The organism is Sporosarcina sp. 6E9 (genome assembly GCF_017921835.1).
GTDB lineage: Bacteria > Bacillota > Bacilli > Bacillales_A > Planococcaceae > Sporosarcina.
Window position 1 is genome coordinate 131,891 of sequence record NZ_JAGEMN010000005.1, and the last position, 24,474, is coordinate 156,364.

A 24,474-nucleotide genomic window follows, 5' to 3' on the forward strand; every position below is an offset into this window, starting at 1 on the left:
TCTAACCAGCAGAAACAACCACGCCATTATCCGACGCTAAAATTGAACGGGATGACGGTCGGGCAATGTCTATTCCGCGATGCATTCTACCCCAACGCGTTCCCATTTTGCTAGAAATATAACCGCCAACAGCCGGCCATGCGAACGAACCTTCACCTCTTGACGGCATTACCTTCGTTCCAACGACAGTTATTTCATCTTTCGGTTCAATAACTATTTTCTTATCAATTTCTTTTTTACCAATCACTTTTCCATTCAGTTTAACGATTTCTTCAGTAACAACTTTTTCTCCATCAGAACCTTTTTGTATTACCTTTTTATCGCCCTTATTGAGCGATTTGTCATTTTTGGAAACCTTTTTAAAAGAAATCGTTTCTCTTTTTTTAGACTCAAAGTACACTTCAACTTCCACAAGTGGTTCTAAGATTGTTACGTTTAATTTATCTCCTGGCTTTATGACTGACTTGTCACTCAAACCTGGATTAATTTTAAGCAATTTAGCTGTTGCCATACCATGCTTATTAGCAATTTTACCGAGTACATCGCCTTTTTGCACAGTATATTCCTTTTCTTCTAGCGTTCCTTTGTTTAAAAGTTTAACTGCTTCCTCTACAGTCAATACTTCTTTCGGAGGCACAACTGACTCGACTGCTTTTAAGTCTGCATTCATATCTATTTTAGTAACTCTTGTTTCATTTTCTTTTAATGGTGGTATATCTGTAGTAGATTCTTCAAATTCAATCAGTTCCTGTTCGGTAACCGATTGTAGTTTTAACGTGCGAACGACTTCATCATAGGCGGTTTTATCTTTGACGTTGAGTTGCCGCTCTCCGTCAACTTCAATCCCGACCGCTTCCGCTTCTACGGATAATAGCTTTTGAAGTTTTTCAATGACTACACTATCGTTAATCTCTATTTTGAAAACCCGTTCAGGAACGATTGATAGATCCGTTGTTATCCTAAGCGATAAACCTCTGAATTCTTTAGCTGCTTCATCTAGTTTTAAAGCTTTCAATTCGTCTAACTTGGCCTTATCTGAGAGGCCACCAATATACTCCCCGTCCCAATACACATGGTAAATCGTTTCTATTTCTGATTGATCTTCTTTTGCGAATGTTGCTTCAGTGCTTAATCCTGTAAGCAGCAACAAAATAATAAGAATTTTTCCGACTACTTTTAACAATGACTTTCCAAAAATAGAGGGTGAAATCTTATTATCCTTTATTCTGTTCGAAAACATATAAATCTCCTTCCATCCTGCCAACAATATATAACTCTAGTAATTACGTATTTTTTACACCTCCTATAATTTATCACACCTTTTTGACTAATAGTTGAATTGTCGAGCTTTGTAATAAGAATGTATAATAGCATCCATTTTCTTGAAAATTGTAGGCAATGGAGAGTGTATTGCGTCCTTTCTTTTTGAATTATGTATATTTTAATCTATTTCCTTGTCTTTTTGTCATATTCCCGACTAGTATTTTATATTAAAAAAGCCCCCTCATTGAACGGAAATTCCATTGTTAATGAGGGGGCTTTTTATTTGTATAGTAGATTAATCAGAGAGTAATTAAAAACCTGCTGGTGAATGTTGACTCCAATCAACGTTCACAAACTTGTTGTACTCTTTGGCAAAGGCCAGCGTAACCGTTCCTGTTGGACCATTACGTTGCTTTGCTATAATAATTTCTATCATATTTTCATTTTCTGTTTCTTTATCGTAATAATCTTCACGATATAAGAACGAAACAATGTCCGCATCTTGCTCAATACTTCCCGATTCTCTCAAGTCTGACATCATTGGACGCTTGTCTTGTCTTTGCTCAACTCCACGTGAAAGCTGCGATAGTGCGATTACTGGTATTTCTAATTCTCTCGCTAATCCTTTTAATGAACGCGAAATCTCGGAAACTTCTTGTTGCCGGTTTTCGCCGGTTTTTCCGCTTCCTGAGATTAGTTGCATGTAATCGATGATAACCATTCCCAGACCGTGTTCTTGTTGAAGACGGCGACACTTTGAACGAATTTCGTTAACTTTAATACCTGATGAATCATCTATGAAAATACCGGCGTTCGAAAGACTACCCATTGCCATCGTCAGTTTACGCCAATCTTCTGCCTGAAGGGCACCTGTACGCATTACTTGTGCATCAATATTACCCTCTGCGCAGAGCATCCGCATAACTAGTTGGTCAGCACCCATCTCCAAACTGAAGATTGCCACGTTTTCCGTTGTTTTTGTTGCGACATTTTGAGCAATGTTTAATGCAAATGCTGTCTTACCAACTGACGGACGTGCTGCAACAATAATTAAATCATTTCGCTGGAATCCAGCGGTGATCTTATCTAAGTCTGTAAAACCCGTTGGAATTCCCGTAACATCGCCTTGTTGCGTATGCAGAAGTTCGATATTGTCATACGTCTGTACAAGTACGTCTTTTATATGCTTGAAGTCCCCTGCATTTTTACGATTTGAGACTTCCATCATATTTTTCTCAGCTTCGGAAAGAAGTGCTTCTACTTCATCCTCGCGCGTATATCCGTCTTCGACAATTGTCGTAGCAACGCGTATGAGTCTGCGCAGTAGTGCCTTTTCCTCTACAATATTAGCGTAATGGACAATATTTGCTGCAGTTGGAACTGAGTTTGCAATTTCCGTTAAATAAGAAATTCCACCGACGTCTTCTAGTTCTTTTTTCGCGGAAAGTTCTTCTGTGACTGTGACAACATCGATTGCTTGGCCCTGGTCGCTAAGATTCAGCATCGTCGAAAATATTTTTTGATGCGCCATCCGGTAAAAGTCCTCTGGCATTAACACTTCAGATGCGGTTAATAATGCCTGCGGTTCCAGGAATATTGCCCCGATGACCGACTGTTCCGCTTCGTTGTTATGTGGTGGGATTCGATCGATCATCTCATTCATTTCTCATATCTCCTTAAGATTCCTCAGTTACATGGACCTTTAATGTTGCCGTGACTTCCTGATGAATTTTAATTGGAATATTTGTATATCCAAGGGAGCGAATTGGATCAGGTAGGTCCATACGGCGGCGATCGACTTTAATGCCATTTTCTTTACTTAGTTCATCTGCAATTTGTTTTGACGTGATTGAACCAAACAAACGACCGCCTTCACCAGATTTAGCCTTCATTTCAACAGTCACTTTCTCGATTTGCTCTTTCAAAACTTTGGCTTCTGCTAATTCTTCAGCTGCATTTTTCTCTTCTCGTTTTTGTTGCCCTTTTAATTTGCTTAAATTTGCAGGCGTTGCCTCAATTGCAAGGTTATTTTTTAGTAAGAAGTTTTGAGCATAACCGACTGAAACATCTTTTATTTCGCCTTTATTCCCTTTACCTTTAACATCTTTTATAAAAATTACTTTCATTATAATTATCCCCTTTCCATTTCCATTATGTTTTCGATTATTTGCTTTAATTTTTCAATAGCTTCTGCTATCGTATCTACATCTAATTGGCATGCCGCATTCGTCAAGTGTCCTCCGCCGCCGAGTTCTTCCATTATGACTTGAACGTTGACCTCGCCAAGAGAACGTGCGCTAATGCCAATTTTTCCATCAGCACGTGATGCAACAACAAATGAAGCAGAAACATCTTGCATGGACAGTAATATGTCAGCGGTCTGCGCAATCAGAACAGATCCATACACTGCACCTTCTTCTCCTTTTGCAATGACAATTCCTTTTTCCAACCATTCAACGGTTTCAATAATTTTAGCTCGTTCCATATAAGTATTTATATCTTCTTTTAACAAGCGTTGAACGAGAACGGTATCCGCACGGTTCGTACGAAGGAATGACGCTGCCTCGAACGTCCTAGAGCCAGTCCGAAGGGTGAAGCTTTTTGTATCGACAATGATGCCTGCAAGTAACGCTGTGGATTCTAGCATCGATAATTTTTCATGCTTTGGTTGATATTCAAGCAATTCCGTGACCAGTTCTGCAGTCGATGATGCATACGGCTCCATATAGACTAGCATTGTATTATTGATAAATTCCTCACCGCGCCTATGGTGATCAATTACAACAACTTTTTCTGTCTTATCCAGTATCCGTTCATCAATGACCATACTTGGTTTATGTGTATCTACAACTATCACAAGTGATTGCTCGGTAAGCAATGATAAGGCATCATCCGGTTCGATAAATTGAGAATACAATTCCTCATCTTGGCGTATTTCGTGCATTAAGCGTGTAACGCTTGCATCGAGTTCATCGTAGTTAATAACGACGTAACCATCCACGTTATTCATGCGCGCCATTTTTCTGACCCCAATTGAAGCCCCAATCGCATCCATGTCAGGGAACTTATGCCCCATGATAAACACTTTATCACTATCTTGTATTAAATCTCGTAGTGCATGCGAGATGACCCTAGCACGGACTCTCGTTCGTTTTTCGGCAGGATTTGTTTTCCCTCCGTAAAACTTAACTTTTCCATCCAGTTGCTTAATCGCCACTTGGTCGCCACCGCGTCCTAATACTAAGTCTAGACTTGACTGCGCAAGTTCACCAAGTTCAATCAGCGACGTGGAGCCTGTACCAACACCAATACTTAATGTCAGCGCTGTGCTTTGTTCTTCTGTTGCCTCGCGTATATCATCCAGGATTGAAAATCTAGCTTTTTCTAGAAGTCGAAGAGAAGCCTCGTTGAAAACCGTTAAAAACCGGTCGGATGCAATGCGTTTTACGTAAATCCCGTTTTCTTTCCCCCACTTTGTAACAAGTGACGTTACGAGTGAATTTAACTGGCTTCTTGTCTGATCATCCATTGCCTGGGAAAGTTCGTCGTAGTTATCGACGAGTAAAATTCCTAGGACGGTTCGATCTGCATGATACAGTGTTTCAATCGCCAGTTGTTTTGTGACATCAAATAAATAAATCAATTTTTCTGCTGCATTATAAGAAACTTTATATGATTTTTCGTTCACAGACAGAATATCCTGCTCGCCATTTTCAAGGTCAACAATCGAATATAACTGATTTGATAGGTCTTCTAGTTCCATACCAATCAGCGAATTCAAATCGAATATATTAGATGCATAAGGGTTTGCCCACTCAATGCCTTTTTTATCATTTATAAGTATAATCCCGATTGGTAGTTCGAGAAGTGCTTCTTCCCCAACCTTTTTCATACGATAGGAAAGTGTTTGAATATGTTTTTCAGTTTCAAGATAGGTTTGCTCTTCTACCTTCCACGCAATTCCAATCGCCAAAGTAAACAGAACAGCGAATATTAGCCCTGGCCAAAATTGAAACATAAGTAAAAACACTGCCGCCATCAATCCCAGAAGCGACAACACTGCCAATGGATAGCGTATTGATCTTTTCCTGAAAAAAGAAGTCATTGTTGTCATCTCCTAGTTATTTCGATTTCTTTCTTCCGATCCATGCCCGAATGTTCATACCTACATCAAGTACGCCAAGTAAAACAGTTAGTTGACTTAATAATATGGCAACAATAGTTGAAATGACAACCAACCATTTTTTTGATTTCACTTCATTCAAATAATAATGAAGGAATGAAATCCCTTGGATGAAAAATAGAAACCTTAAAATCACGGAAGCATTCACGATAGACAGCTCCATAGTAGATCCCGGTTCTGGCGTTGAAAATAGCGGCAATAACATGACAACTAAATAACACCATAAAAGAATTAATGGTAATTTCATGTTTCTAAATAACGGGAATTTAGGCGGATCAAATCCAAAACGTTTTACGACGAACAGGTTAAGAACAACGATGAGCAAGGCTAAACAAAAGGAAACAAGAATAATAAACGATGGAATCGCAAGTTCGTAGAACGCAATTATTTCGTCCATTTGTGTTTGAAAACTTTCAGGCAGTTCCCCGAATTCCACTAAAGTTGTTGAGATAAAGTCTTGCGTTTGCTGTAGCTGGTTCACCATTTTGTCGATAACATTTACCCCGAAAATTAATACAGCGCCAACGTATGCCAAAACTAGGCCTAATAATAGTGTTAGACCAGTTGCCATGAACGTATACAATTTGGTTTTTTTCAGGCTAACTGTATCTCCAATGACAAATCCGATAACGCCGCATATTAAGGCAAAAGACGCTAATAATACGCCACCTACGACGAGTGATAAAATTATACTGATTCCTAGTATGAGAAGAGATGCATTACGGTCATAACGCAACCTGAAGAGAATAATGGGTAGTGGAATGAAAAGTGCCGTTAATCCGCCTACTAGCGGAATAAAAATTGAAACGGTCAGTAAGATTGTAAATAACGCAATCATCAACATTCCGTCTATAAGTCGTTTGGTGTTATCTTGCATAGTTGTAATTCCTCCGATAATTCGAATGCTCGTTTCTGTCTCTATTCAGCGCAAACGGATTCCGATTTATAAATCCGTGTCATAACTTTAATTATATCATGATTATTGTTTATAAACCAAAGAAGAATATACGTTCCTATAATGATTCGCCCGCTATAAAGTTAAAAAACCGCCCTAGACTGGATTAAGCCAGTGTAAGACGGTCTATATATAGTGTAAGATTATCTTTCTTCCGAGCTAAACGGAAGAAGTGCCATCGTACGTGAACGTTTAATTGCAACTGTAAGTTTACGTTGATATTTAGCGCTAGTTCCAGTTACACGACGAGGTAAGATTTTTCCACGCTCAGAAACGAATTTTCTAAGTAGGTCTGTATCTTTATAATCGATGTGTGTAATATTATTTGAGTTGAAATAACATACTTTACGGCGTTTGCGGCCTCCACGGCGTTGTCCCATATCATTTACCTCCTTGGTAAAAGGAATAATCGCTTATTCCTCGTTTTAATTTTGGTACAAAATCGCTAATCATTTAGAACGGCAAGTCGTCGTCCGACACTTCTATCGGACCTCCTCCTGTCGAAAATGGATCATCGTTTGTACGTGTATAGTTTTGCTGATTTGGTTGGTGATTCGATTGCTGATACGATGGTTGTTGTTGTTGTTGGTTGCCACCTTGGAACGATGCTCCTTGATAAGGCGCATTCGAACCTTCTTCGGACCTTCCAGCATTTGCACCACGCGGTTCAAGGAATTGCACGCTATCAGCTACAACCTCTGTCATAAAGACACGGTTGCCATCCTTACCTTCAAAGTTACTCGTCTGTATACGACCTTCAATTCCAGTAAGGCTGCCTTTCCTTAAAAAGTTCGCCGTGTTTTCTGCTTGCTTGCGCCAAGTTACACAGTTTACAAAATCAGCTTCACGCTGGCCTTGTTGGTTAGTGAATGGTCTGTTCACAGCAAGTGTGAAACGAGTGACCGCAACACCACCTTGGGTATACTTAAGCTCAGGGTCTTTAGTTAAGCGGCCAACTAAAACGACACTATTAATCATCAGAATTCGACCTCCCTCATCATCTTGTAGGTTTCAACTGTTACGTCATCTATAAATAGATTAAGCATCAAGGCGAATAGCCATATGGCGAATAATGTTTTCGTTGATATTCGCAAGACGTTTAAATTCTTCAAGTGCATTTTCTTCAGCGTTAAGCGTTACAAGTTGGTAATAACCTTCACGGAAGTCGTTGATCTCGTAAGCGAGACGACGTTTACCCCACTCTTTCGACTCGATGATTTCTGCACCGTTTGATGTAAGAACCTCATCGAAACGTTCGATTAGCGCTTTTTTTGCATCTTCTTCAATTGTTGGTTGCACAATGTACATAATTTCGTATTTTCTCATCTTCAGTCACCTCCTTATGGACTTTGGCCCTACTGATGACAGTGGGCAAGGAGCAAGTAATTGTATTACTCACATCAATACATACTACCATGTTTCTATCTAATATACAACCTTTTATACTATAATTGAATTGAGGTGATCATTATGAATGAACTTCCGGCACCAGATGAAATCGTAGATGTCGATTTAAGCACGATTGCCAAGAAAGGAATTTACCTTACAACTATCCCATTAGCCATTTTACTGCTTATTCATTTTATAATTGAAGCGGGACTTTATTTCAAAGTTACTGGCTATACCTTGCTACTGTTTTCTGTCGGTTATATCCTATTGGTCGTTTTGCATGAATTTTTTCATTTATTCGGGTTCCGCGTATTCGCAAATGTTCCGTGGAAGAAAATGAAAGTGGGTATTGACATAAAAGCAGGCATTGCCTATGCCACAACAGATCAGCTTATGACGAACCGTGCGATACGCAAAGCTCTCCTACTGCCATTCTGGTTAACAGGTATCCTGCCAGCCCTCATTGGCCTTTATATCGGCAGTGGTGTGCTTGTAATATTATCCGCGCTCTTAATTGGCGGAGCTGTCGGTGATTTCGCTATGTATAACCAACTAAAGAGGTTACCCGACGATTGGCTCATTAAAGACGATCCGCAATTGCCCCGTTTATATGTTTATTCTCCTGATAGAATTAAAAAGAACACTCTACGCAGCGGTAGCTGACGTAAAGTGTTCTTTTTTACGATTAAACGTTAAAACGGAAGAGGATTACGTCCCCGTCCTGGACAACGTATTCTTTTCCTTCTTGTCGAACTTTCCCATTTTCTTTTGCAACAGTCATCGAACCCGCTTCGACTAAGTCATCATAAGCAACTGTTTCCGCGCGTATGAATCCTCTTTCGAAGTCCGTATGAATAATTGCAGCACATTGCGGTGCCTTCATCCCTTTACGGAATGTCCATGCACGAACTTCTTGAACGCCCGCTGTAAAGTAAGTGGCGTAGCCGAGTAGATTATAGGTCGCTCTGATTAATTGATCCAAACCGGATTCTTGAATGCCAAGTTCCTCGAGGAACATTTCTTTATCCTCGTCATCAAGCTCAGCCATTTCTTCTTCAATTTTTGCACAAACAACAATCACTTCTGCGTTATCTGATTTCGCAAAATCACGCACTGCTTTTACATATTCATTTTCTTCAGTATTCGCAATTTCATCTTCATCAACGTTTGCTACATATAACATTGGCTTGATTGTCAATAAATGCATGCCTTTTATAAGAGAAAACTCATCGTCAGTAAATTCGACTGAACGTGCTGGACGTTCTTCTTCAAATGCTTCTTTCAACTTCAACAGTACTGGCTCTTCTAACATCGCTTCTTTATCTTTTTGCTTTGCCATCTTAGACACGCGCTCTAATCTTTTGTCGACACTTTCCATGTCGGCAAGGATTAGTTCAAGATTAATCACCTCGATGTCATTAATCGGGTTAACTTTTCCTGAAACATGAGTAATGTTTTCATCCGCAAAACAACGAACAACCTGACAGATCGCATCCACTTCACGAATATGTGATAAAAATTTATTCCCCAATCCTTCACCCTTGCTCGCACCTTCTACAATTCCAGCGATATCTGTAAATTCAAATGCCGTTGGGACGGTCTTTTTAGGTGTTACAAGTTCCGTTAGTTTCGCGAGTCTTTCATCCGGTACTTCAACAATTCCGACGTTTGGGTCAATCGTACAAAACGGATAGTTAGCGGCTTCTGCCCCGGCTTTTGTAATTGCGTTAAATAATGTGGATTTTCCAACGTTCGGAAGACCAACAATTCCTGCTGTTAATGACATTCAAGTCAACTACCTTTCATCTATATGAATTCTTATTAGTTTATATAATGCAACCCTTCTAGTATAAAGACTAGGGTTGTAAATGTCCATTTCCTCAAGTTTCAGACAGCTTTTTCAATGACCTTTTTCATTTTCTTTGCAAACTCATTTCGCGGCATCATAATACTATGTCCGCAACCTTCACATTTAATGCGAATATCAGCGCCCATGCGAATAATTTTCCACGCATTCGTTCCGCAAGGGTGTTGTTTTTTCATTTCAACAATATCATTTAAAGCAAATTCTTTATTGTTCATCTTGACTGATCCCCTCTTTCCTTTGATAAGTCATAATTTTAGGATATGGAATTTCGATGCCATGCTTATCTAAAAAGACCTTTAAATCCTTTCTGAACTTACGAGCAAAAGCCCATTGCATAACAGGTTCGGTCTCAGCCGTAACCCTAAAAACAATTTCCGACACGGCCAGATCTTGAACTCCGATCAAAGTCGGACTATCGATTAATCCTCCATAGCCTATCGGCAAGGTAGTCAAAAATTCTTCTAATAACGTTTCAGCTCGGTTAATATCTACTTCATAACCAATTCGCACATCAATGATTGCGAGCGAGTTATTAATCGAATAATTGATAACCTGGGTGATTTCACCATTCGGAAGAATATGGATTTCACCACCATAGGCACTGACTTTTGTTGTGCGCAGCCCGATTTCTTCGACTGTTCCAACGGTCGTCCCGATTTCTACATAATCCCCGACTGAAAACTGGTCTTCAAAAATAATGAAAAATCCTGAAATGATATCCTTCACCAAGCTCTGAGCACCAAATCCCACAGCCAACCCAAGGACCCCTGCACTTGCTAACAATCCGCTAACATTCATAAACTCCGACAAAATCGCAAGAATTGCCGAGAAATAAACAACATAGGCAAGCGTGTTTTCCAATAACTTTAACAGCGTTTTTTCCCGCCGCTCAGACGGTCTTAATCTAGATTTAATTTTCAGTGTAAACATTCGCCGAATGATCATTTTTCCAATCGCAACGACAATCATCGCGGCCAACACAATTGTTGCAATTTTAATAGCTAAGAGCCCTAATTCAATCCAAGTTTCCTGATTGAATAAAATCTTTTCGACTTTCTTAGTTGTCTCTCCTATACTTTCCACATTACTCCTCCTCTCGTATAATCACCATTCAGTTTGCATATACTAATTTAAAAAATGAAATGGAGTGTTCACATGAGGGCTACAGTCACAACAACATATGATTACCGTATTCATTATAAAGATTCCGGTGCTATTTGGAAATTAAGTACGCATTTTCTTGAACATATTCCATTCCATAGCCCCGACCTGGTTTTTTTCTGTATTGGTACCGATCGCTCCACGGGAGATTCTTTTGGCCCTCTCACAGGGTCAAGATTAACGGAGTTTCAGGCTTTCCCCTTTCCCGTATTCGGGACACTTGAAAGCCCGCTACACGCACTTAATCTAGAGCAAAGGAATAGCGATGTCATAAATGAAAATCCGAACGCCTACATAGTTGCAATTGACGCATGCCTCGGAAAGGACAGCGCGATTGGACAACTTATCGTTCAAGATGGTTCAATGCAGCCTGGACTAGCTGTTGGTAAAATTTTACCCGCGGTCGGTCATGTTTCGATTAAAGGAATTGTTAACATTGGCGGGTTCATGGAATTTGCGGTTCTGCAAAGCACCCGACTTCACCTTCCATTTGAAATGAGCCGAACAATCGCACGTGCTTTACAGCTTGCCTATAATCGTTCTAAATTATAGAACAAAAACAACTGAAACAACAATGGCTACGACTAAAATTCCCGGGATTAAATTAGCAACTCTAATTTTAGTTAGTCCGATTAAATTTAACCCAATCGCCAAAATCATAAGACCGCCCGTTGCTGTCATTTCCGAGATAAAAAAACTTAACAGTTCATCGGGTATGTACTTACTAATTTGTGTTGAAAATAGTGTGATAATACCTTGATATAAAAGTACTGGAACCGCTGCAATCGCAACGCCGATTCCAAGCGTTGAACTTAATATGATTGACGTAAAACCATCGATAATGCCTTTCATCAATAATACGTCATGATCATTTCTTAAACCGCTATCGATAGCGCCTATAATTGCCATTGATCCGATAACAAAAATAAGCGTAGCCGTTACGAATCCCTGTGCAACTCCGGGACCTTCTGTTTTTTTCGGCATTTTACTTTCAATCCAATGGCCTAACTTGTTTATCTTTTCATCCAGATCAATCCATTCCCCAATGACAGCACCTACTACAATACTTACGATGACTATGAGAACTTGAGTACTTTCAAAGGTCATTTGAATCCCTATAACTGAAACCGCCAAGCCGATGCCGTACATGACAGTTTCTTTCATACGTTCAGGTATATTATGTAGGAATCTACCAATTACTGCCCCGATAATAATTAACAAAGCGTTTAAGACCGACCCGAATAAAATCAACTTATCACTTCCAATTAATAAATTAAAAAGATACCTATTCTGCATAGCTGCAAAATAGGTACTATATTACTCATTCAATAAATCTAGTATTCTTTCTAAATCATCTTCCGAGAAGAATTCAATTTCAATTTTACCTTTATTTTTGTTCTTTTTAATGACTACATTCGTCCCAAAATAATCTCTTAACGTTGATTCACGTTCCATTAAAAACAAATCTTCAGTTTCCTTCTTTTTTGTTTCACGTGGAACATTTTCGTTTATTTTTTGTACAAGTCTTTCTAGCTGTCGTACGTTTAATCCTTCTTTAAGCACTCTTTCCGCAACTACATGCATTTGCTCTTTTGTTCTTAGACCGAGTAATGTTCGTCCATGTCCCATTGACAATTTACCTTCAGTAATTGTATCTCTAATTTTCTTTGGAAGAGATAGTAGACGAACATGGTTTGCGATATGTGATCTACTTTTCCCAAGTCGAAATGCTAATTGCTCTTGCGTGAGTTTTAAGTTTTCCATAAGATTGTGATACGCTTCTGCTTCTTCAATTGGCGTCAAATCTTCCCTTTGAAGGTTCTCAAGTATCGCCAATTCCATTGTCTCTTCATCCGTTAATTCACGAACGACAGCCGGTATTTCGTCCAATCCTGCGAGTTTGGCTGCTCGAAATCTTCTCTCGCCAACTACAATTTCATATGTCATTCCAGTTTTCCTTACAATGATAGGTTGAAGAATTCCATGTTCTTTAATCGAGTCACTTAATTCTTTGATCGCAACCTCATCAAACACTTTCCGTGGTTGGTATGGATTCGGCTTTATACTTTTCACATGTACTTTTTCAACAGTTTCTGCTTTACCTGCTTTATCTGCTTTCAATAATGATTCGCCTGGAAATAATGCATTAATTCCTTTCCCAAGACCTCTAGCCATTGTGCACCACTTCCTTTGCAAGCTCTAAATACACTTCTGCACCACGTGATCTTGAATCATAAACAATGATTGGTTCTCCGTGACTCGGTGCCTCGCTCAGTCTTACGTTTCTCGGAATAATTGTTCTGTATACTTTGTCTTGAAAATACTTTTTAACTTCATCAATTACTTGAATCCCTAAATTTGTTCTCGCATCAAACATTGTCAGTAAAACGCCGTCGATTGATAATTCTTCATTCAGATGTTTTTGAACAAGACGAATTGTACTTAATAATTGACTTAATCCTTCAAGTGCATAATATTCACACTGCACCGGTATTATTATTGCATCTGATGCCGTTAACGCGTTGATTGTCAATAAACCGAGCGAAGGTGGACAATCTATAATGATATAATCATAGATATCCTTAGCCTCATGAATGGCATGTTTCATTCGAACTTCTCTTGAAATTGTTGAAACCAGTTCAATCTCTGCCCCTGCTAATGAAATTGTAGCCGGGATAATATCTAAGTTATCTACTTTCGTTTGTAAAATAACGTCATTCATATCAACATCATCAATCAAAATATCATAAATGCAGTTTTGGACGTCTCCTTTATTGATACCTACCCCACTTGTCGCATTACCTTGTGGATCTGTATCAATTAGTAAGACCTTTTTGCCTATATGGGCAAGGCAAGCACTTAGATTTACAGATGTTGTCGTTTTCCCGACGCCCCCCTTTTGGTTGGCGATCGCTATAATTCTTCCCACGCTTGCACCTGCTTTCCTAGATGAAATTAAATAAGTCATAAAAATACTCCTGCCATGACTTAGCAAGAGTATTTTATTTTTTCTTAGGTATTTTAACTGTAATCGTGTAAAAATCCTCTGAATCTTCTTCCTCTGTTTCTACATCGATTCCACTTTTGGATACAAGACTTAGAGATTGTTTAATGGTATTAAGTGCTATTCTAACATCGCGGCTTACTGATTTTCTCTTTGGTGTTTTATTCTTTGGATCTTCTTTTTTTGGATGTAAAACTTTATAAACTCTTTCTTCCAATTGCTTCACGTTTAATTGGTTCGCAATGGCTTCTTCATGCAAGGCTATTTGAAGTTCAGGATCTTTTAATGGCATCAAAGCACGTGCATGTCGTTCAGATAGTTTTTTGCTCATAATTGCCGCTTTAACTTCTTCAGGCAATTTTAGTAGTCGTAACTTATTTGCAATTGTGGATTGCCCTTTGCCCAACCTTTGCGCTAAAGCTTCTTGCGTCAATGAGTGTAACCCCAATAATTGTTCGTAGGCATAGGCCTCTTCTATCGGTGTTAATTCCTCCCGTTGCAAGTTTTCTATTAAAGCAATGGAGGCAGTTTCCCTATCATCTAAGTCCCGGACAATGGCCGGAACTTCTGTCCATTCTAAAAATTTCATCGCTCGATATCTTCGTTCACCTGCAATAATTTCATACTCACCATTACCGACAGAACGAATAACAATTGGTTGAATGACGCCATGTGTATGAATTGTTCTTGCAAGTTCCTCAATTTTCTCTTCAGAAAATACAGATCTAGGCTGATATTTGTTAGGTTTTATCGCGTCAATTGCAATTTTTTCTATCTGTTCTTGACGTTCCCCACTTGGTTCAATATCAGCTTCAGTTTCTTTTTCTCCACCAAAAAAACGTGAAAAAGGACTTTTCATTCATTGCACCACCTTTTCAAACTTCCCCGTACTATATTACTAATTCGACAAATCTATTAATAAACCTTCTATCAATAAAACGTTCCACGTGAAACATTTTATTGAATTGGTGCTTTATTTGGAATACCAGGTTTACGAGGATATTTTCCTGGAGTGTTTTTCACCTTAGTAAATACAAATATATTACGTTCACTTTCTTCGATCGGCAATAAAAATGAATGTTTTTCCTTAATCTTTGCGCCGAGAACAGCAAGTGGTTTTTCAGCATCTATTAATTCATCTTTCGCTGCTGCACCTTTCATCGCAATGAATTGACCGCCTTTTTTAACGAGTGGAACACATAATTCCGATAACACGGATAATCTTGCCACCGCCCTAGCAGTAACAATGTCAAATTTCTCACGGTATTGTTTATTTTGTCCGAAGTCTTCTGCTCTAGAATGGACAAAGTTCACATTTTCGAGTTCAAGTTCTTTTGCTAAATGTTCCAAAAAACCAATACGTTTATTTAATGAGTCCACGATTGTCAATTCTAGCTCAGGATAACAGATTTTGATGGGAATACTCGGAAATCCCGCACCAGCACCGACATCGCAAAGTGTAGTTTTTTTATCGAAATCTATATAAAACGCGGCTGATATAGAGTCGTAAAAGTGTTTCAAATAAACATCAGGCTCATCAGTAATCGCCGTAAGATTCATTTTTTCATTCCATTCAACAAGTTGATTGAAATAGATATCAAATTGACGCTGCTGCTTTTCGGATAATTCAATACCATGTTCTTGTAAAGCGACTAGAAATTGATCTTTATTCACATACATTCCTCCTTATGTACAAAAAGCTGGCGCGGATAACATATATCTCCGCACCAGCAGGCTCAACGCACCCTTTAACCGGATACTTTTGCAATTCTACCTTGTTCAATATAGACAAGTAAAATTGATATATCCGCTGGGTTTACGCCCGGCATACGTGATGCTTGAGCTATTGAAAGTGGTCTAACTTTATTCAACATACCTTTCGCTTCTGATGCAATACCGGAAATTGCATCATAATCGATGTTTTCAGGAATTTTTTTATCTTCCATTTTGTTCATTCTTTCAACTTGTTGCATGGATTTCTCAATATAACCTTCATATTTAATAAAGATTTCTACTTGTTCAGCAACTTCGCTCGATAATTTCTCTTCCGGTGGAACGATTCTTGAAATTTGCTCATAACTAATTTCTGGACGTTTTAATAGATTAGCAGCTTTCATCGGTTCTTTTAACTCAGAACTTGTTGTTTCTTGCATAACTTCATCTACATGTGCTGCAGGTTTTACAGTAACTTTTCGAAGTCGATCAACTTCTCCTCTAATTTGTTCTTGTTTTAACGTATATTTTGCATAACGTTCGTCACTAACAAGTCCAAGCTTATAGCCGATTTCAGTAAGACGAAGATCCGCATTGTCATGACGGAGAAGCAAACGATATTCTGCACGTGATGTTAGAAGTCGATAAGGCTCATTCGTACCTTTCGTTACTAAATCGTCAATGAGAACGCCAATATAGCCATCGGAACGACCAAGGATAAGTTCATCTTTTCCGAGTGCTCGAGCGGCTGCGTTAATACCAGCCATTATCCCCTGACCTGCCGCTTCTTCATAACCGGATGTTCCATTTAGTTGTCCAGCCGTGTATAAATTACGGATTTTCTTAGTTTCCAGTGTCGGCTTGAGTTGTGTAGGCACAATTGAATCATATTCAATCGCATAGCCCGCACGCATCATTTCAGCTTTTTCCAGTCCTGGAACACTTTCGATGAGTCTTTTTTGAATATGTTCAGGCAAACTCGTCGATAAGCCTTGAACGTAGACTTCTTCTGTATTTCGACCTTCAGGTTCAAGGAAGATTTGATGACGAGATTTATCGTTAAATCGGACAATTTTATCTTCGATTGATGGACAATAACGTGGTCCGGGACCAATCTTCTCTCCAGAATACATAGGCGACAAATGAAGATTTTCATTTATGATTTCATGTGTCAGTGGTGATGTATGCGTGAGCCAACAAGGTAATTGATCTAAAATATACTCTGTCGTTTCAAAACTAAATGCACGAGGTTCTTCATCGCCCGGTTGAATTTCAGTTTTACTATAATCAATCGTGCGGCTATTAACACGTGGCGGAGTTCCTGTTTTGAAACGAACCATATCAAAACCTAATTCGCGAAGATTGTCTGCAAGTTTAATGGATGGCATTTGATTATTCGGACCGCTTGAATACCTTATATCTCCGATCACAATTTCACCGCGTAAAAAAGTACCCGTCGTGATAATAACAGTTTTAGCGCGGTAAATTGCGCCGACTTGTGTAATAACACCTTTTACTTCGTCGTCTTCTATGATTAACTCATCTACTGAAGCTTGACGTAAAATTAAGTTTTCCTCTTCTTCCATAATACGTTTCATTTCTTGTTGGTAAAGCACTTTATCTAGTTGTGCACGAAGCGCACGAACTGCTGGGCCTTTACCGGTGTTTAACATTCTCATTTGAATATGTGTTTTGTCGATGACTTTACCCATTGCGCCGCCAAGTGCATCGATTTCTCGCACAACAATTCCTTTAGCGGGTCCTCCAATGGATGGATTACACGGCATAAAAGCTACCATATCTATATTTAACGTTAATACGAGCGTTGATGCGCCCATACGAGCTGATGCTAATGCTGCTTCTACGCCAGCATGACCGGCTCCGATGACAATACAATCGAACGTGCCGGCTTCAAATTTGTTTGGCATGTTCTTTTCCTTCCTTCTATAAGTTATTTTCCAAGGCAAAAACGAGAAAATAATTCATTTATTAAACCTTCTTGTACAGTATCCCCAACAATTTCTCCGAGAATTTCCCACGTACGTGTAACATCGATTTGAATCATATCGACTGGAACGCCTGCTTCAGCAGCTCCAAGTGCATCTTCAATCGTTTTATGTGCTTTTTGCAGCAATGCAATATGTCTTGCGTTTGAGACATATGTCAAATCCTCTGATTCAAGGTTCCCTTCAAAAAAGAGCGTTGCAATCGCTTCTTCTAGTTCGTCAATTCCTTCATCTTTAAGAAGGGATGTTGTAACGATTTTGCCCTCTTCAACGAGGCTTTCTACCTTTTTCAAATCGACTTTTTGAGGAAGATCCGTTTTATTACTCACAACTATTGTATCCATTCCAGATACTGCTTCAAAAAGTCGTTCATCTTCCACCGATAACTCTTCAGCGCTATTTATCACCAGAAGAATTAAATCAGCTTCTTTTAAGACTTGTCTTGACCGTTCTACACCGATCCGCTCGACAATATCTTCCGTATCGCGAATACCCGCAGTGTCAACCAAACGCAATGGGACACCCCGCACATTCACATATTCCTCAATTATATCACGCGTTGTCCCTGCTATGTCGGTAACAATCGCTTTGTTTTCTTGCACCAAGCTATTTAAAAGCGAAGATTTCCCTACGTTCGGTCTACCGATAATTACCGTAGATAAGCCTTCCCTTAATATTTTTCCCTGAGAAGAAGTCAGAAGTAATTTGTTGATTTCTTCTTTAACCCATGTACATTTTTCCAACATATGAGGTATTGTCATTTCTTCAACGTCATCATATTCAGGGTAATCAATTGTTACCTCAACTTGAGCAAGTGTTTCAACGAGGGCATTTCTAAGTTCGCCAATGAGTTTTGAAAGTTTTCCTTCCATTTGACCCAATGCGACATTCATCGCGCGATCGGTCTTCGCACGGATTAAATCCATGACGGCCTCAGATTGCGACAAGTCAATACGACCGTTTAGAAATGCACGCTTTGTAAATTCACCAGGTTCTGCAAGACGAGCCCCTTCATTTAAAATGAGCGTTAATACTCGATTCACCGCCACAATCCCACCATGACAGTTCACTTCAACAACGTCTTCCCTAGTGAAAGTTTTTGGTGCTTTCATCAAAGAGACCATTACTTCTTCTACAGTTTCACCTGAAACTGGATCGACTAAATGTCCGTAATGAATTGTATGTGATGGTTCTTCTATTAACTTTTTTCCGCTTGGGGATTGAAATACACGATCAGCTATTTGTACTGCTTCGTCTCCGCTCAATCTAACAATGGCAATTGCTCCTTCTCCCATCGGAGTTGAAATTGCAGCTATCGTATCAAAATGCAAAGTTCTCACCTTCCTGGTTAGTTACTCACATGTGGATAAAGTGATTCCGGACATGACTTCCTAACATAGTATAATAACATAAATACGTCGAACGTCATAGTCCTACATCGCATTTTTGTGGATAAATCAAATTTTTGAACATAAAAAAACCGTAAAGCGTTGAACTGCTTTACGGTTTTTTACTATTATCGAATTGGTTCAATGACTAGATAGCGGTATGGATCAGATCCTTCTGAATAAGTTTCAATATCCAATCGGCTCGACAAAGAATGATGAATGACTTTTCTTTCATAAGCCGGCATCGGTTCAAGTTGAACTTTTCGTCCTGTTCGAACTGCTCGGTCTGCCATTCTTTCCGCTAATTGTTCCAATGATTGTTCACGTCGTCCGCGATAATCGCCAACGTCGATTCGAACAACTTTAAATTGACTTGAATTTTTATTTGCCACCAGTTGACCTAACTGTTGCAACGCATTCAATGTTTGACCACGTTTACCAATTAATAAAGCAGCTTTTTCACTTTCCAATTGAAAATTAACATACTTCCCATCTATTTCATAAGAAATATCAAGATCATCGATTTTCATTTCTTCTGCTACACTGGATAAATACTGCTTAGTTTCCTTTATTGCATCTTCATCTGAATCTACATCTACATCATTTGATAAATTTCTACCTTCTTTTACAACATCTTCTATTGATTCAATAGATTCGTCGTCAAGCGCTATACTTTTCGTTTCGGGCGTCTCTTTTTCATTCGTGTGAATAGGAATAACTTTGTCAATGACAGTAATTTTCACTTCTGCTTCTTTTGATCCGATACCAAAAAAACCTTTTCTTCCTTGATCAAGTACTTCAACTTTTACTTTATCACGGGAGACATCGAGTGTTTGTAATGCCGCTTTGATCGCCTCTTCAACAGTGGCTCCCCTTTGCGTCATCATTGTCATTTTCTTTTCCCTCCTACTTTTGCAGGTATCACTTCATCTTTTTTCGCTGGTTTATAAATGAAATAGTTTTGAATGACAGAAATAATATTACCGATTACCCAATAAAGTGATAGTGCTGCTGGTAATACAGTACCGATTCCGATAATAAATAAAGGCATAATATACATCATCATTTTCATCTGCGGATTGCCCATTGCAGGACCAGTACGGAGAACAATGAATTGCATGATTCCTGCAATAACTGCAAGTGTAATACTCGGCACGGCTAGTTCGAACCAAAGAATCGATCCAAGTTCAATTTCCGGCGTATTATTCATACGGCTAATTGCATGATAGAAACCAATCAGAATCGGCATTTGAACAAATATCGGTAAACAACCTGCTGCTGGATTGATTTTTCGTTCCGACATTAATTGTTGCATTTCAGTACGATACTTTTCTTGCGTCACTGCATCTTTTGATTTGTATTTTTCTTTTAAAGCATTTAGTTCAGGTTGCAACTCTTGCATTTTTTTCGAGCTTTGTGTTTGTTTAATCATTAATGGTAGTAAGACAAGTCGAATAATGATTGTTACCGCGACAATTCCATAACCGTAAGTACCCAATAGGTCTTTAAATAGTGTAATTAGAGAAACTAACGGCCAAACAATGTATTTATTCCAAAACCCATCACTGTTTTCATAAATTGGTTCACTAAATTCAGTACATCCAGCCAAAAATAATGTCAGCATCGTCAACATTAGGACTAATCCTATTCTTTTGTTCAAATCGGCTCCCCCAAATCGTATCTTCTTACATTAAGTTTATCATTTTCATATGTATGTTTCTACTTACCATTTTTTTTTATCACACGTGCAATACGCAAAACATGCTGCAAACTTTTCTTCGTTTCATGAAAGTCCTTTGATGCCGCTTGATGCCTTGCAATAATAATGTAATCCATATCATTTTGAATTTCATCTTTCATTTCCAAAAAAGATTGTCTAATATAGCGTTTTATGCGATTTCTTGTCACCGCATTGCCAATTTTTTTGCTAACAGAGAGTCCAATACGAAATTCGGCTTGTCCCTCTTTTCGGTAACAATAAACGACAAATTGTCGATTCGCAAATGATTTTCCTCTTTTAAAAACAAATTGAAATTCTTTATCTTTTTTAATTCGCTGGCGCTTATTCATTAAACTTACACCTGCTCCGTTACTAGTATTGGTTTTATATAAAATTTCGAAAAGGCTGTCTGGCTTCATAATATCATGTTCCAGATCAACCTTTTCGAAACAACAAGTTCTACAAAAAAAAGACCACTGGATGTCAGTGGCCTTATGCTGAAAGTTTTTTTCTTCCTTTGAGCCTACGAGCTGCGATAATTCTGCGCCCGCTTTTCGTGCTCATTCTTGCACGGAAGCCGTGAACTTTACTACGTTTTCTTGTATTTGGTTGGAATGTACGTTTTGTCATATTAAGACACCTCCTGCTTGATTGTCATTGAAACCGCGTGACAGTCCTAATAAGTATAATGAAATTCTTATAAGATGTCAATCATTTATTTTAACAAAGTACTCTCCACATTTATTCTTTCCAAGATTAGTTATCCACATACCGAAATCAAAAATCTGAAAATCCTTGTGCATACAAATTTAATTATTTTTTTCTCTGTCGACAGTTATCGACAAGATTTTCACATATAAACGCCTGTGGATAAGGGTTTTATCAACAACGAATTAGATTGTGGATAAGGCCTTAGACTCCTTGTAATAATCGACGTTGCCTGTTACAATGAGAAAGATTTAATTGTGCACAATCTAAAAACCAAATTTGTTATCCACAATTGTTGATACGTTGTGGATAATTTTTTCCCCACTTTTGCATAATTGTTATCCACACGAGTGAATTATGTGTATAATACATATTTCCGCATATGTAGATTACATAGTAAAGGAGGTAACTAGTTGAAGCACTTAGAAGAATTATGGACAAAAGTGTTGTCGCAAATAGAAGAAAGAATTTCAAGGCCTAGTTTTGAAACGTGGCTCAAATCGACGAAATTAATCTCTTATGAAGAAGAGGTTGTTACAATCGCCGCTCCAAATACGTTCTCTAAAGATTGGCTTGAAAATCATTATGTCCATTTAATAACTGGCATTTTATCCGAATTAACTGGGGAGGATCGGTTAATTCGATTTATCGTGCCTAAAGACATGCAAGAAAATGACTTTATGTTACCGAAACCGATTGAAAAAACTGTCGAAACGGTGAATTCAAATTCAAGGGCTGGCATGTTGAATTCCAAATACACGTTTGACACATTCGTTATTGGCTCGGGTAACCGTTTCGCGCATGCTGCTTCGCTAGCTGTTGCAGAGGCACCAGCCAAGGCTTATAACCCTCTCTTCATATATGGAGGCGTTGGTTTAGGAAAAACGCACTTGATGCATGCGATTGGTCATTATGTAATTGATCAAAAACCAGATGCAAAGGTCGTTTATTTAACATCTGAAAAGTTCACCAATGAATTTATTAATTCAATTCGTGACAATAAAGCCGTTGAATTCCGAAATAAGTACCGGAATGTAGATGTCCTATTAATTGATGATATTCAGTTCCTTGCTGGAAAAGAACAAACACAAGAAGAATTCTTCCATACATTCAATACGTTGCATGAAGAATTCAAGCAAATCGTCATATCCAGTGATCGGCCGCCAAAAGAGATTCCAACTTTAGAAGATCGCCTCAGATCCCGCTTTGAATGGGGGCTTATCACAGATATAACGCCGCCAGATTTGGAAACGAGGATTGCGATTTTACGGAAAAAAGCTAAAGCAGATGGTCTACTGGATATTCCAAACGAAGTCATGATGTATATCGCAAATCAAATCGACACGAATATACGTGAATTAGAAGGCGCTCTTATTCGAGTCGTCGCTTATTCCTCATTGGTTAATAGCGACATAACAATGGATTTGGCAGCAGATGCTTTAAAAGATATTATTCCAAATGACACGCCGCGTACTGTGACAATCTTAGATATCCAAAAAACAGTTGGTAGTCACTTTAACATGCGTTTAGAAGACTTTTCTGCGAAGAAACGTACGCGTGCTGTTGCATTTCCGCGTCAAATCGCTATGTATTTATCACGAGAGCTTACTGATTTTTCTTTACCGAAGATTGGTTCTGAGTTTGGTGGACGAGATCACTCAACTGTTATACACGCGCATGACAAAATTCGATCAATGCTAAAAGATGATCAATTACTACAACAAGATATTCAAGATATAAAGAAACTACTTGGGCGCGGTTAGACTGTTAGTAACCTAGAATAACTAGTGCATACTTATAAACTAGTTATGAACATGTGGAAAACGTGAGACTAGTAATGAAATAGGACTTATCCACGTATCCACAGGCCCTATTACTATTACTACTATTTTTAATAACTAATATAAATATATAGGCGAGGGGTATGACATGAAATTTGAAATTAAAAGAGATGAACTTCTCGATGGCTTAAATGATGTAATGAAAGCAATCAGTCAAAAAGTAGCCATTCCAATTTTGACAGGTATAAAAATCGAAGTGAATGAAAAAGGAATGACGATGACAGGTAGTGATTCTGACATTACAATCTGTACATTCATTCCAGCGGAACGTGACGGAGAATCATTAATTAAAGTAATCGAAACTGGTAACATCGTTTTACAAGCAAGAGTCTTTAGTGAAATTGTTCGTAAACTACCGACCAATGAAGTGAAAATCGAAATTAAAGATGGTTTCCAAACATTAATTCGCTCAGGTAAATCTGAATTTAAATTAATCGGTTCAAATCCTGATGATTACCCTGTTCTTCCGGATGTAAAGGACGAACATAGTTTTTCACTTCCTGCCGATCTCATGAAATCAATTATTCGTGAAACGGTATTCGCCGTATCTCAACAAGAAACGCGGCCAATTTTAACAGGCGTACAATGGGTAGCTGAAAACGGAAAACTTTCTTGCGTAGCTACAGACAGTCACAGACTTGCAAGAAGGCTTACTTCTCCAGAAGAAATGCCGACAGATCCATTAAGCATTGTTATTCCAGGTAAAAGCCTTCAGGAATTAAATAAAATATTGCCTGATAATAATGATCCGATTGAAATTCTAATCACTGAACAACAAATACTATTTAAAACGGCTAACGTATTGTTTTATTCCCGATTACTTGAAGGAAATTATCCCGATACATCTAGATTAATCCCAAATGAAAATAAAACATCGGTGATAGTTAACGGTCGTTCTTTACTACAAGCGATTGATCGTGCATCATTACTAGCAAGGGAAGAACGTAATAATATCGTTCGTTTTTCAACAGATGAAGGCAAAGTCATTGAAGTTTCTTCAAATTCACCTGAAGTAGGAAATGTTGAAGAAATGGTTGAAGCCATTAACGTAACAGGTGAAGAACTAAAAATTTCATTTAGTGCTAAATACATGATGGATGCTTTACGTGCAATTGACGGGCAAGATGTAGAAATACAATTTACCGGCGCAATGCGACCATTCATTTTAAAATCAGTGAACGATGACTCAATTCTTCAACTGATTCTTCCGGTTCGAACATATTAATAAAAAAGGATAGTCGATAAAAGACTATCCTTTTTTACTTATTGCCGAACT

Annotated in this window: 26 protein-coding genes; 4 read left to right on the forward strand and 22 right to left on the reverse strand. The window is 38.5% G+C overall.

Features of this window, described 5'->3' with window-relative positions; translation table 11 throughout:
* Position 1: 1 nt before the first annotated feature.
* From J4G36_RS16170 to rpsF, 8 genes are all read right to left on the reverse strand, one after another.
* Positions 2-1,240, reverse strand: a complete 1,239-nt coding sequence (locus J4G36_RS16170) for a G5 domain-containing protein (RefSeq protein ID WP_210471428.1) — start codon at positions 1,238-1,240, stop codon at positions 2-4.
* 333 nt (positions 1,241-1,573) lie between these two features.
* Positions 1,574-2,926, reverse strand: coding sequence for a replicative DNA helicase (dnaB, locus tag J4G36_RS16175; RefSeq protein WP_210471429.1), 1,353 nt, complete (start codon positions 2,924-2,926; stop codon positions 1,574-1,576).
* A gap of 13 nt (positions 2,927-2,939) precedes the next feature.
* Positions 2,940-3,389 carry a 50S ribosomal protein L9 gene (rplI, locus tag J4G36_RS16180; RefSeq protein WP_210471430.1) on the reverse strand — a complete coding sequence of 150 codons (450 nt, stop codon included), beginning with the start codon at positions 3,387-3,389 and terminating at the stop codon, positions 2,940-2,942.
* A gap of 5 nt (positions 3,390-3,394) precedes the next feature.
* Positions 3,395-5,368: a DHH family phosphoesterase gene (locus J4G36_RS16185; protein ID WP_210471431.1), complete on the reverse strand. Its 1,974-nt coding sequence runs from the start codon at positions 5,366-5,368 to the stop codon at positions 3,395-3,397.
* 16 nt (positions 5,369-5,384) lie between these two features.
* Positions 5,385-6,323: a YybS family protein gene (locus tag J4G36_RS16190; protein WP_210471432.1), complete on the reverse strand. Its 939-nt coding sequence runs from the start codon at positions 6,321-6,323 to the stop codon at positions 5,385-5,387.
* Between the two features lie 221 nt (positions 6,324-6,544).
* Entirely contained in the window at positions 6,545-6,781 is a 237-nt protein-coding gene (gene rpsR / locus J4G36_RS16195; protein WP_172370283.1) for a 30S ribosomal protein S18, read from the reverse strand.
* 73 nt (positions 6,782-6,854) lie between these two features.
* On the reverse strand, positions 6,855-7,379 hold the full coding sequence (gene ssb / locus J4G36_RS16200; RefSeq protein ID WP_210471433.1) for a single-stranded DNA-binding protein: 525 nt from the start codon (positions 7,377-7,379) through the stop codon (positions 6,855-6,857).
* Positions 7,380-7,439: 60 nt separating this feature from the next.
* On the reverse strand, positions 7,440-7,727 hold the full coding sequence (gene rpsF, locus J4G36_RS16205) for a 30S ribosomal protein S6 (RefSeq protein WP_210471434.1): 288 nt from the start codon (positions 7,725-7,727) through the stop codon (positions 7,440-7,442).
* A gap of 144 nt (positions 7,728-7,871) precedes the next feature.
* Here rpsF and J4G36_RS16210 point away from each other — a divergent pair, with 144 nt between their 5' ends.
* Positions 7,872-8,453: a DUF3267 domain-containing protein gene (locus tag J4G36_RS16210; RefSeq protein ID WP_210471435.1), complete on the forward strand. Its 582-nt coding sequence runs from the start codon at positions 7,872-7,874 to the stop codon at positions 8,451-8,453.
* A gap of 22 nt (positions 8,454-8,475) precedes the next feature.
* Here J4G36_RS16210 and ychF read toward each other — a convergent pair whose 3' ends face one another.
* The 3 genes from ychF to J4G36_RS16225 form a co-directional block, all read right to left on the reverse strand.
* The gene (gene ychF, locus J4G36_RS16215; RefSeq protein WP_210471436.1) at positions 8,476-9,576 is read right to left on the reverse strand and encodes a redox-regulated ATPase YchF; all 1,101 of its coding nucleotides are present in this window, start codon (positions 9,574-9,576) and stop codon (positions 8,476-8,478) included.
* A gap of 101 nt (positions 9,577-9,677) precedes the next feature.
* Positions 9,678-9,872 (reverse strand): DUF951 domain-containing protein, encoded by a 195-nt coding sequence (locus J4G36_RS16220; RefSeq protein ID WP_210471437.1) that lies wholly within the window; start codon positions 9,870-9,872, stop codon positions 9,678-9,680.
* Complete coding sequence (locus tag J4G36_RS16225; protein WP_210471438.1) at positions 9,862-10,740, reverse strand: mechanosensitive ion channel family protein; 879 nt, start codon at positions 10,738-10,740, stop codon at positions 9,862-9,864. The genes J4G36_RS16220 and J4G36_RS16225 overlap by 11 nt, the downstream gene beginning before the upstream one ends.
* A 72-nt stretch (positions 10,741-10,812) precedes the next feature.
* Here J4G36_RS16225 and yyaC point away from each other — a divergent pair, with 72 nt between their 5' ends.
* A complete protein-coding gene (gene yyaC, locus J4G36_RS16230; RefSeq protein WP_210471439.1) occupies positions 10,813-11,370 on the forward strand; it encodes a spore protease YyaC in 558 nt (185 codons plus the stop codon).
* Here the strand turns inward: yyaC and J4G36_RS16235 are convergent.
* From J4G36_RS16235 to rpmH, 11 genes are all read right to left on the reverse strand, one after another.
* On the reverse strand, positions 11,365-12,069 hold the full coding sequence (locus J4G36_RS16235) for a DUF554 domain-containing protein (RefSeq protein ID WP_210471440.1): 705 nt from the start codon (positions 12,067-12,069) through the stop codon (positions 11,365-11,367). The two genes, yyaC and J4G36_RS16235, sit on opposite strands and share 6 nt — an antisense overlap.
* 66 nt (positions 12,070-12,135) lie before the next feature.
* A complete protein-coding gene (locus J4G36_RS16240; RefSeq protein ID WP_210471441.1) occupies positions 12,136-12,993 on the reverse strand; it encodes a ParB/RepB/Spo0J family partition protein in 858 nt (285 codons plus the stop codon).
* Positions 12,986-13,747 carry a ParA family protein gene (locus J4G36_RS16245; protein ID WP_210471467.1) on the reverse strand — a complete coding sequence of 254 codons (762 nt, stop codon included), beginning with the start codon at positions 13,745-13,747 and terminating at the stop codon, positions 12,986-12,988. The genes J4G36_RS16240 and J4G36_RS16245 overlap by 8 nt, the downstream gene beginning before the upstream one ends.
* A gap of 73 nt (positions 13,748-13,820) precedes the next feature.
* A complete protein-coding gene (gene noc / locus J4G36_RS16250; protein WP_210471442.1) occupies positions 13,821-14,681 on the reverse strand; it encodes a nucleoid occlusion protein in 861 nt (286 codons plus the stop codon).
* Positions 14,682-14,779: 98 nt separating this feature from the next.
* Positions 14,780-15,496: a 16S rRNA (guanine(527)-N(7))-methyltransferase RsmG gene (gene rsmG, locus J4G36_RS16255; protein WP_210471443.1), complete on the reverse strand. Its 717-nt coding sequence runs from the start codon at positions 15,494-15,496 to the stop codon at positions 14,780-14,782.
* A 74-nt stretch (positions 15,497-15,570) separates the two neighbouring features.
* Positions 15,571-17,463: a tRNA uridine-5-carboxymethylaminomethyl(34) synthesis enzyme MnmG gene (mnmG, locus tag J4G36_RS16260; RefSeq protein ID WP_210471444.1), complete on the reverse strand. Its 1,893-nt coding sequence runs from the start codon at positions 17,461-17,463 to the stop codon at positions 15,571-15,573.
* 23 nt (positions 17,464-17,486) lie between these two features.
* Complete coding sequence (gene mnmE / locus J4G36_RS16265; protein WP_210471468.1) at positions 17,487-18,872, reverse strand: tRNA uridine-5-carboxymethylaminomethyl(34) synthesis GTPase MnmE; 1,386 nt, start codon at positions 18,870-18,872, stop codon at positions 17,487-17,489.
* Between the two features lie 185 nt (positions 18,873-19,057).
* Positions 19,058-19,822 carry an RNA-binding cell elongation regulator Jag/EloR gene (gene jag / locus J4G36_RS16270; protein ID WP_210471445.1) on the reverse strand — a complete coding sequence of 255 codons (765 nt, stop codon included), beginning with the start codon at positions 19,820-19,822 and terminating at the stop codon, positions 19,058-19,060.
* A complete protein-coding gene (gene yidC, locus J4G36_RS16275; RefSeq protein WP_210471446.1) occupies positions 19,819-20,589 on the reverse strand; it encodes a membrane protein insertase YidC in 771 nt (256 codons plus the stop codon). The genes jag and yidC overlap by 4 nt, the downstream gene beginning before the upstream one ends.
* A gap of 59 nt (positions 20,590-20,648) precedes the next feature.
* On the reverse strand, positions 20,649-20,999 hold the full coding sequence (gene rnpA, locus J4G36_RS16280) for a ribonuclease P protein component (RefSeq protein WP_210471469.1): 351 nt from the start codon (positions 20,997-20,999) through the stop codon (positions 20,649-20,651).
* 142 nt (positions 21,000-21,141) lie between these two features.
* On the reverse strand, positions 21,142-21,279 hold the full coding sequence (gene rpmH, locus J4G36_RS16285) for a 50S ribosomal protein L34 (protein WP_172370265.1): 138 nt from the start codon (positions 21,277-21,279) through the stop codon (positions 21,142-21,144).
* Positions 21,280-21,770: 491 nt separating this feature from the next.
* Here rpmH and dnaA point away from each other — a divergent pair, with 491 nt between their 5' ends.
* A complete protein-coding gene (dnaA, locus tag J4G36_RS16290; protein WP_210471447.1) occupies positions 21,771-23,120 on the forward strand; it encodes a chromosomal replication initiator protein DnaA in 1,350 nt (449 codons plus the stop codon).
* A gap of 166 nt (positions 23,121-23,286) precedes the next feature.
* Positions 23,287-24,423 (forward strand): DNA polymerase III subunit beta, encoded by a 1,137-nt coding sequence (gene dnaN, locus J4G36_RS16295; RefSeq protein WP_210471448.1) that lies wholly within the window; start codon positions 23,287-23,289, stop codon positions 24,421-24,423.
* Positions 24,424-24,474: the final 51 nt, after the last annotated feature.

Bases quoted from the DNA above. Each gene is read 5' to 3' on its own strand.
- J4G36_RS16240 (WP_210471441.1), bottom strand. From the start codon at position 12,993: ATGGCTAGAGGTCTTGGGAAAGGAATTAATGCATTATTTCCAGGCGAA.
- jag (WP_210471445.1), bottom strand. From the start codon at position 19,822: ATGACAATGATGACGCAAAGGGGAGCCACTGTTGAAGAGGCGATCAAA.
- J4G36_RS16185 (WP_210471431.1), bottom strand. From the start codon at position 5,368: ATGACTTCTTTTTTCAGGAAAAGATCAATACGCTATCCATTGGCAGTG.
- J4G36_RS16220 (WP_210471437.1), bottom strand. From the start codon at position 9,872: ATGAACAATAAAGAATTTGCTTTAAATGATATTGTTGAAATGAAAAAA.
- mnmG (WP_210471444.1), bottom strand. From the start codon at position 17,463: ATGCCAAACAAATTTGAAGCCGGCACGTTCGATTGTATTGTCATCGGA.
- rpmH (WP_172370265.1), bottom strand. From the start codon at position 21,279: ATGACAAAACGTACATTCCAACCAAATACAAGAAAACGTAGTAAAGTT.
- dnaN (WP_210471448.1), top strand. From the start codon at position 23,287: ATGAAATTTGAAATTAAAAGAGATGAACTTCTCGATGGCTTAAATGAT.
- J4G36_RS16170 (WP_210471428.1), bottom strand. From the start codon at position 1,240: ATGTTTTCGAACAGAATAAAGGATAATAAGATTTCACCCTCTATTTTT.
- rplI (WP_210471430.1), bottom strand. From the start codon at position 3,389: ATGAAAGTAATTTTTATAAAAGATGTTAAAGGTAAAGGGAATAAAGGC.
- ssb (WP_210471433.1), bottom strand. From the start codon at position 7,379: ATGATTAATAGTGTCGTTTTAGTTGGCCGCTTAACTAAAGACCCTGAG.
- J4G36_RS16190 (WP_210471432.1), bottom strand. From the start codon at position 6,323: ATGCAAGATAACACCAAACGACTTATAGACGGAATGTTGATGATTGCG.
- rpsR (WP_172370283.1), bottom strand. From the start codon at position 6,781: ATGGGACAACGCCGTGGAGGCCGCAAACGCCGTAAAGTATGTTATTTC.
- ychF (WP_210471436.1), bottom strand. From the start codon at position 9,576: ATGTCATTAACAGCAGGAATTGTTGGTCTTCCGAACGTTGGAAAATCC.
- dnaB (WP_210471429.1), bottom strand. From the start codon at position 2,926: ATGAATGAGATGATCGATCGAATCCCACCACATAACAACGAAGCGGAA.
- J4G36_RS16210 (WP_210471435.1), top strand. From the start codon at position 7,872: ATGAATGAACTTCCGGCACCAGATGAAATCGTAGATGTCGATTTAAGC.
- noc (WP_210471442.1), bottom strand. From the start codon at position 14,681: ATGAAAAGTCCTTTTTCACGTTTTTTTGGTGGAGAAAAAGAAACTGAA.
- rpsF (WP_210471434.1), bottom strand. From the start codon at position 7,727: ATGAGAAAATACGAAATTATGTACATTGTGCAACCAACAATTGAAGAA.
- rnpA (WP_210471469.1), bottom strand. From the start codon at position 20,999: ATGAATAAGCGCCAGCGAATTAAAAAAGATAAAGAATTTCAATTTGTT.
- yyaC (WP_210471439.1), top strand. From the start codon at position 10,813: ATGAGGGCTACAGTCACAACAACATATGATTACCGTATTCATTATAAA.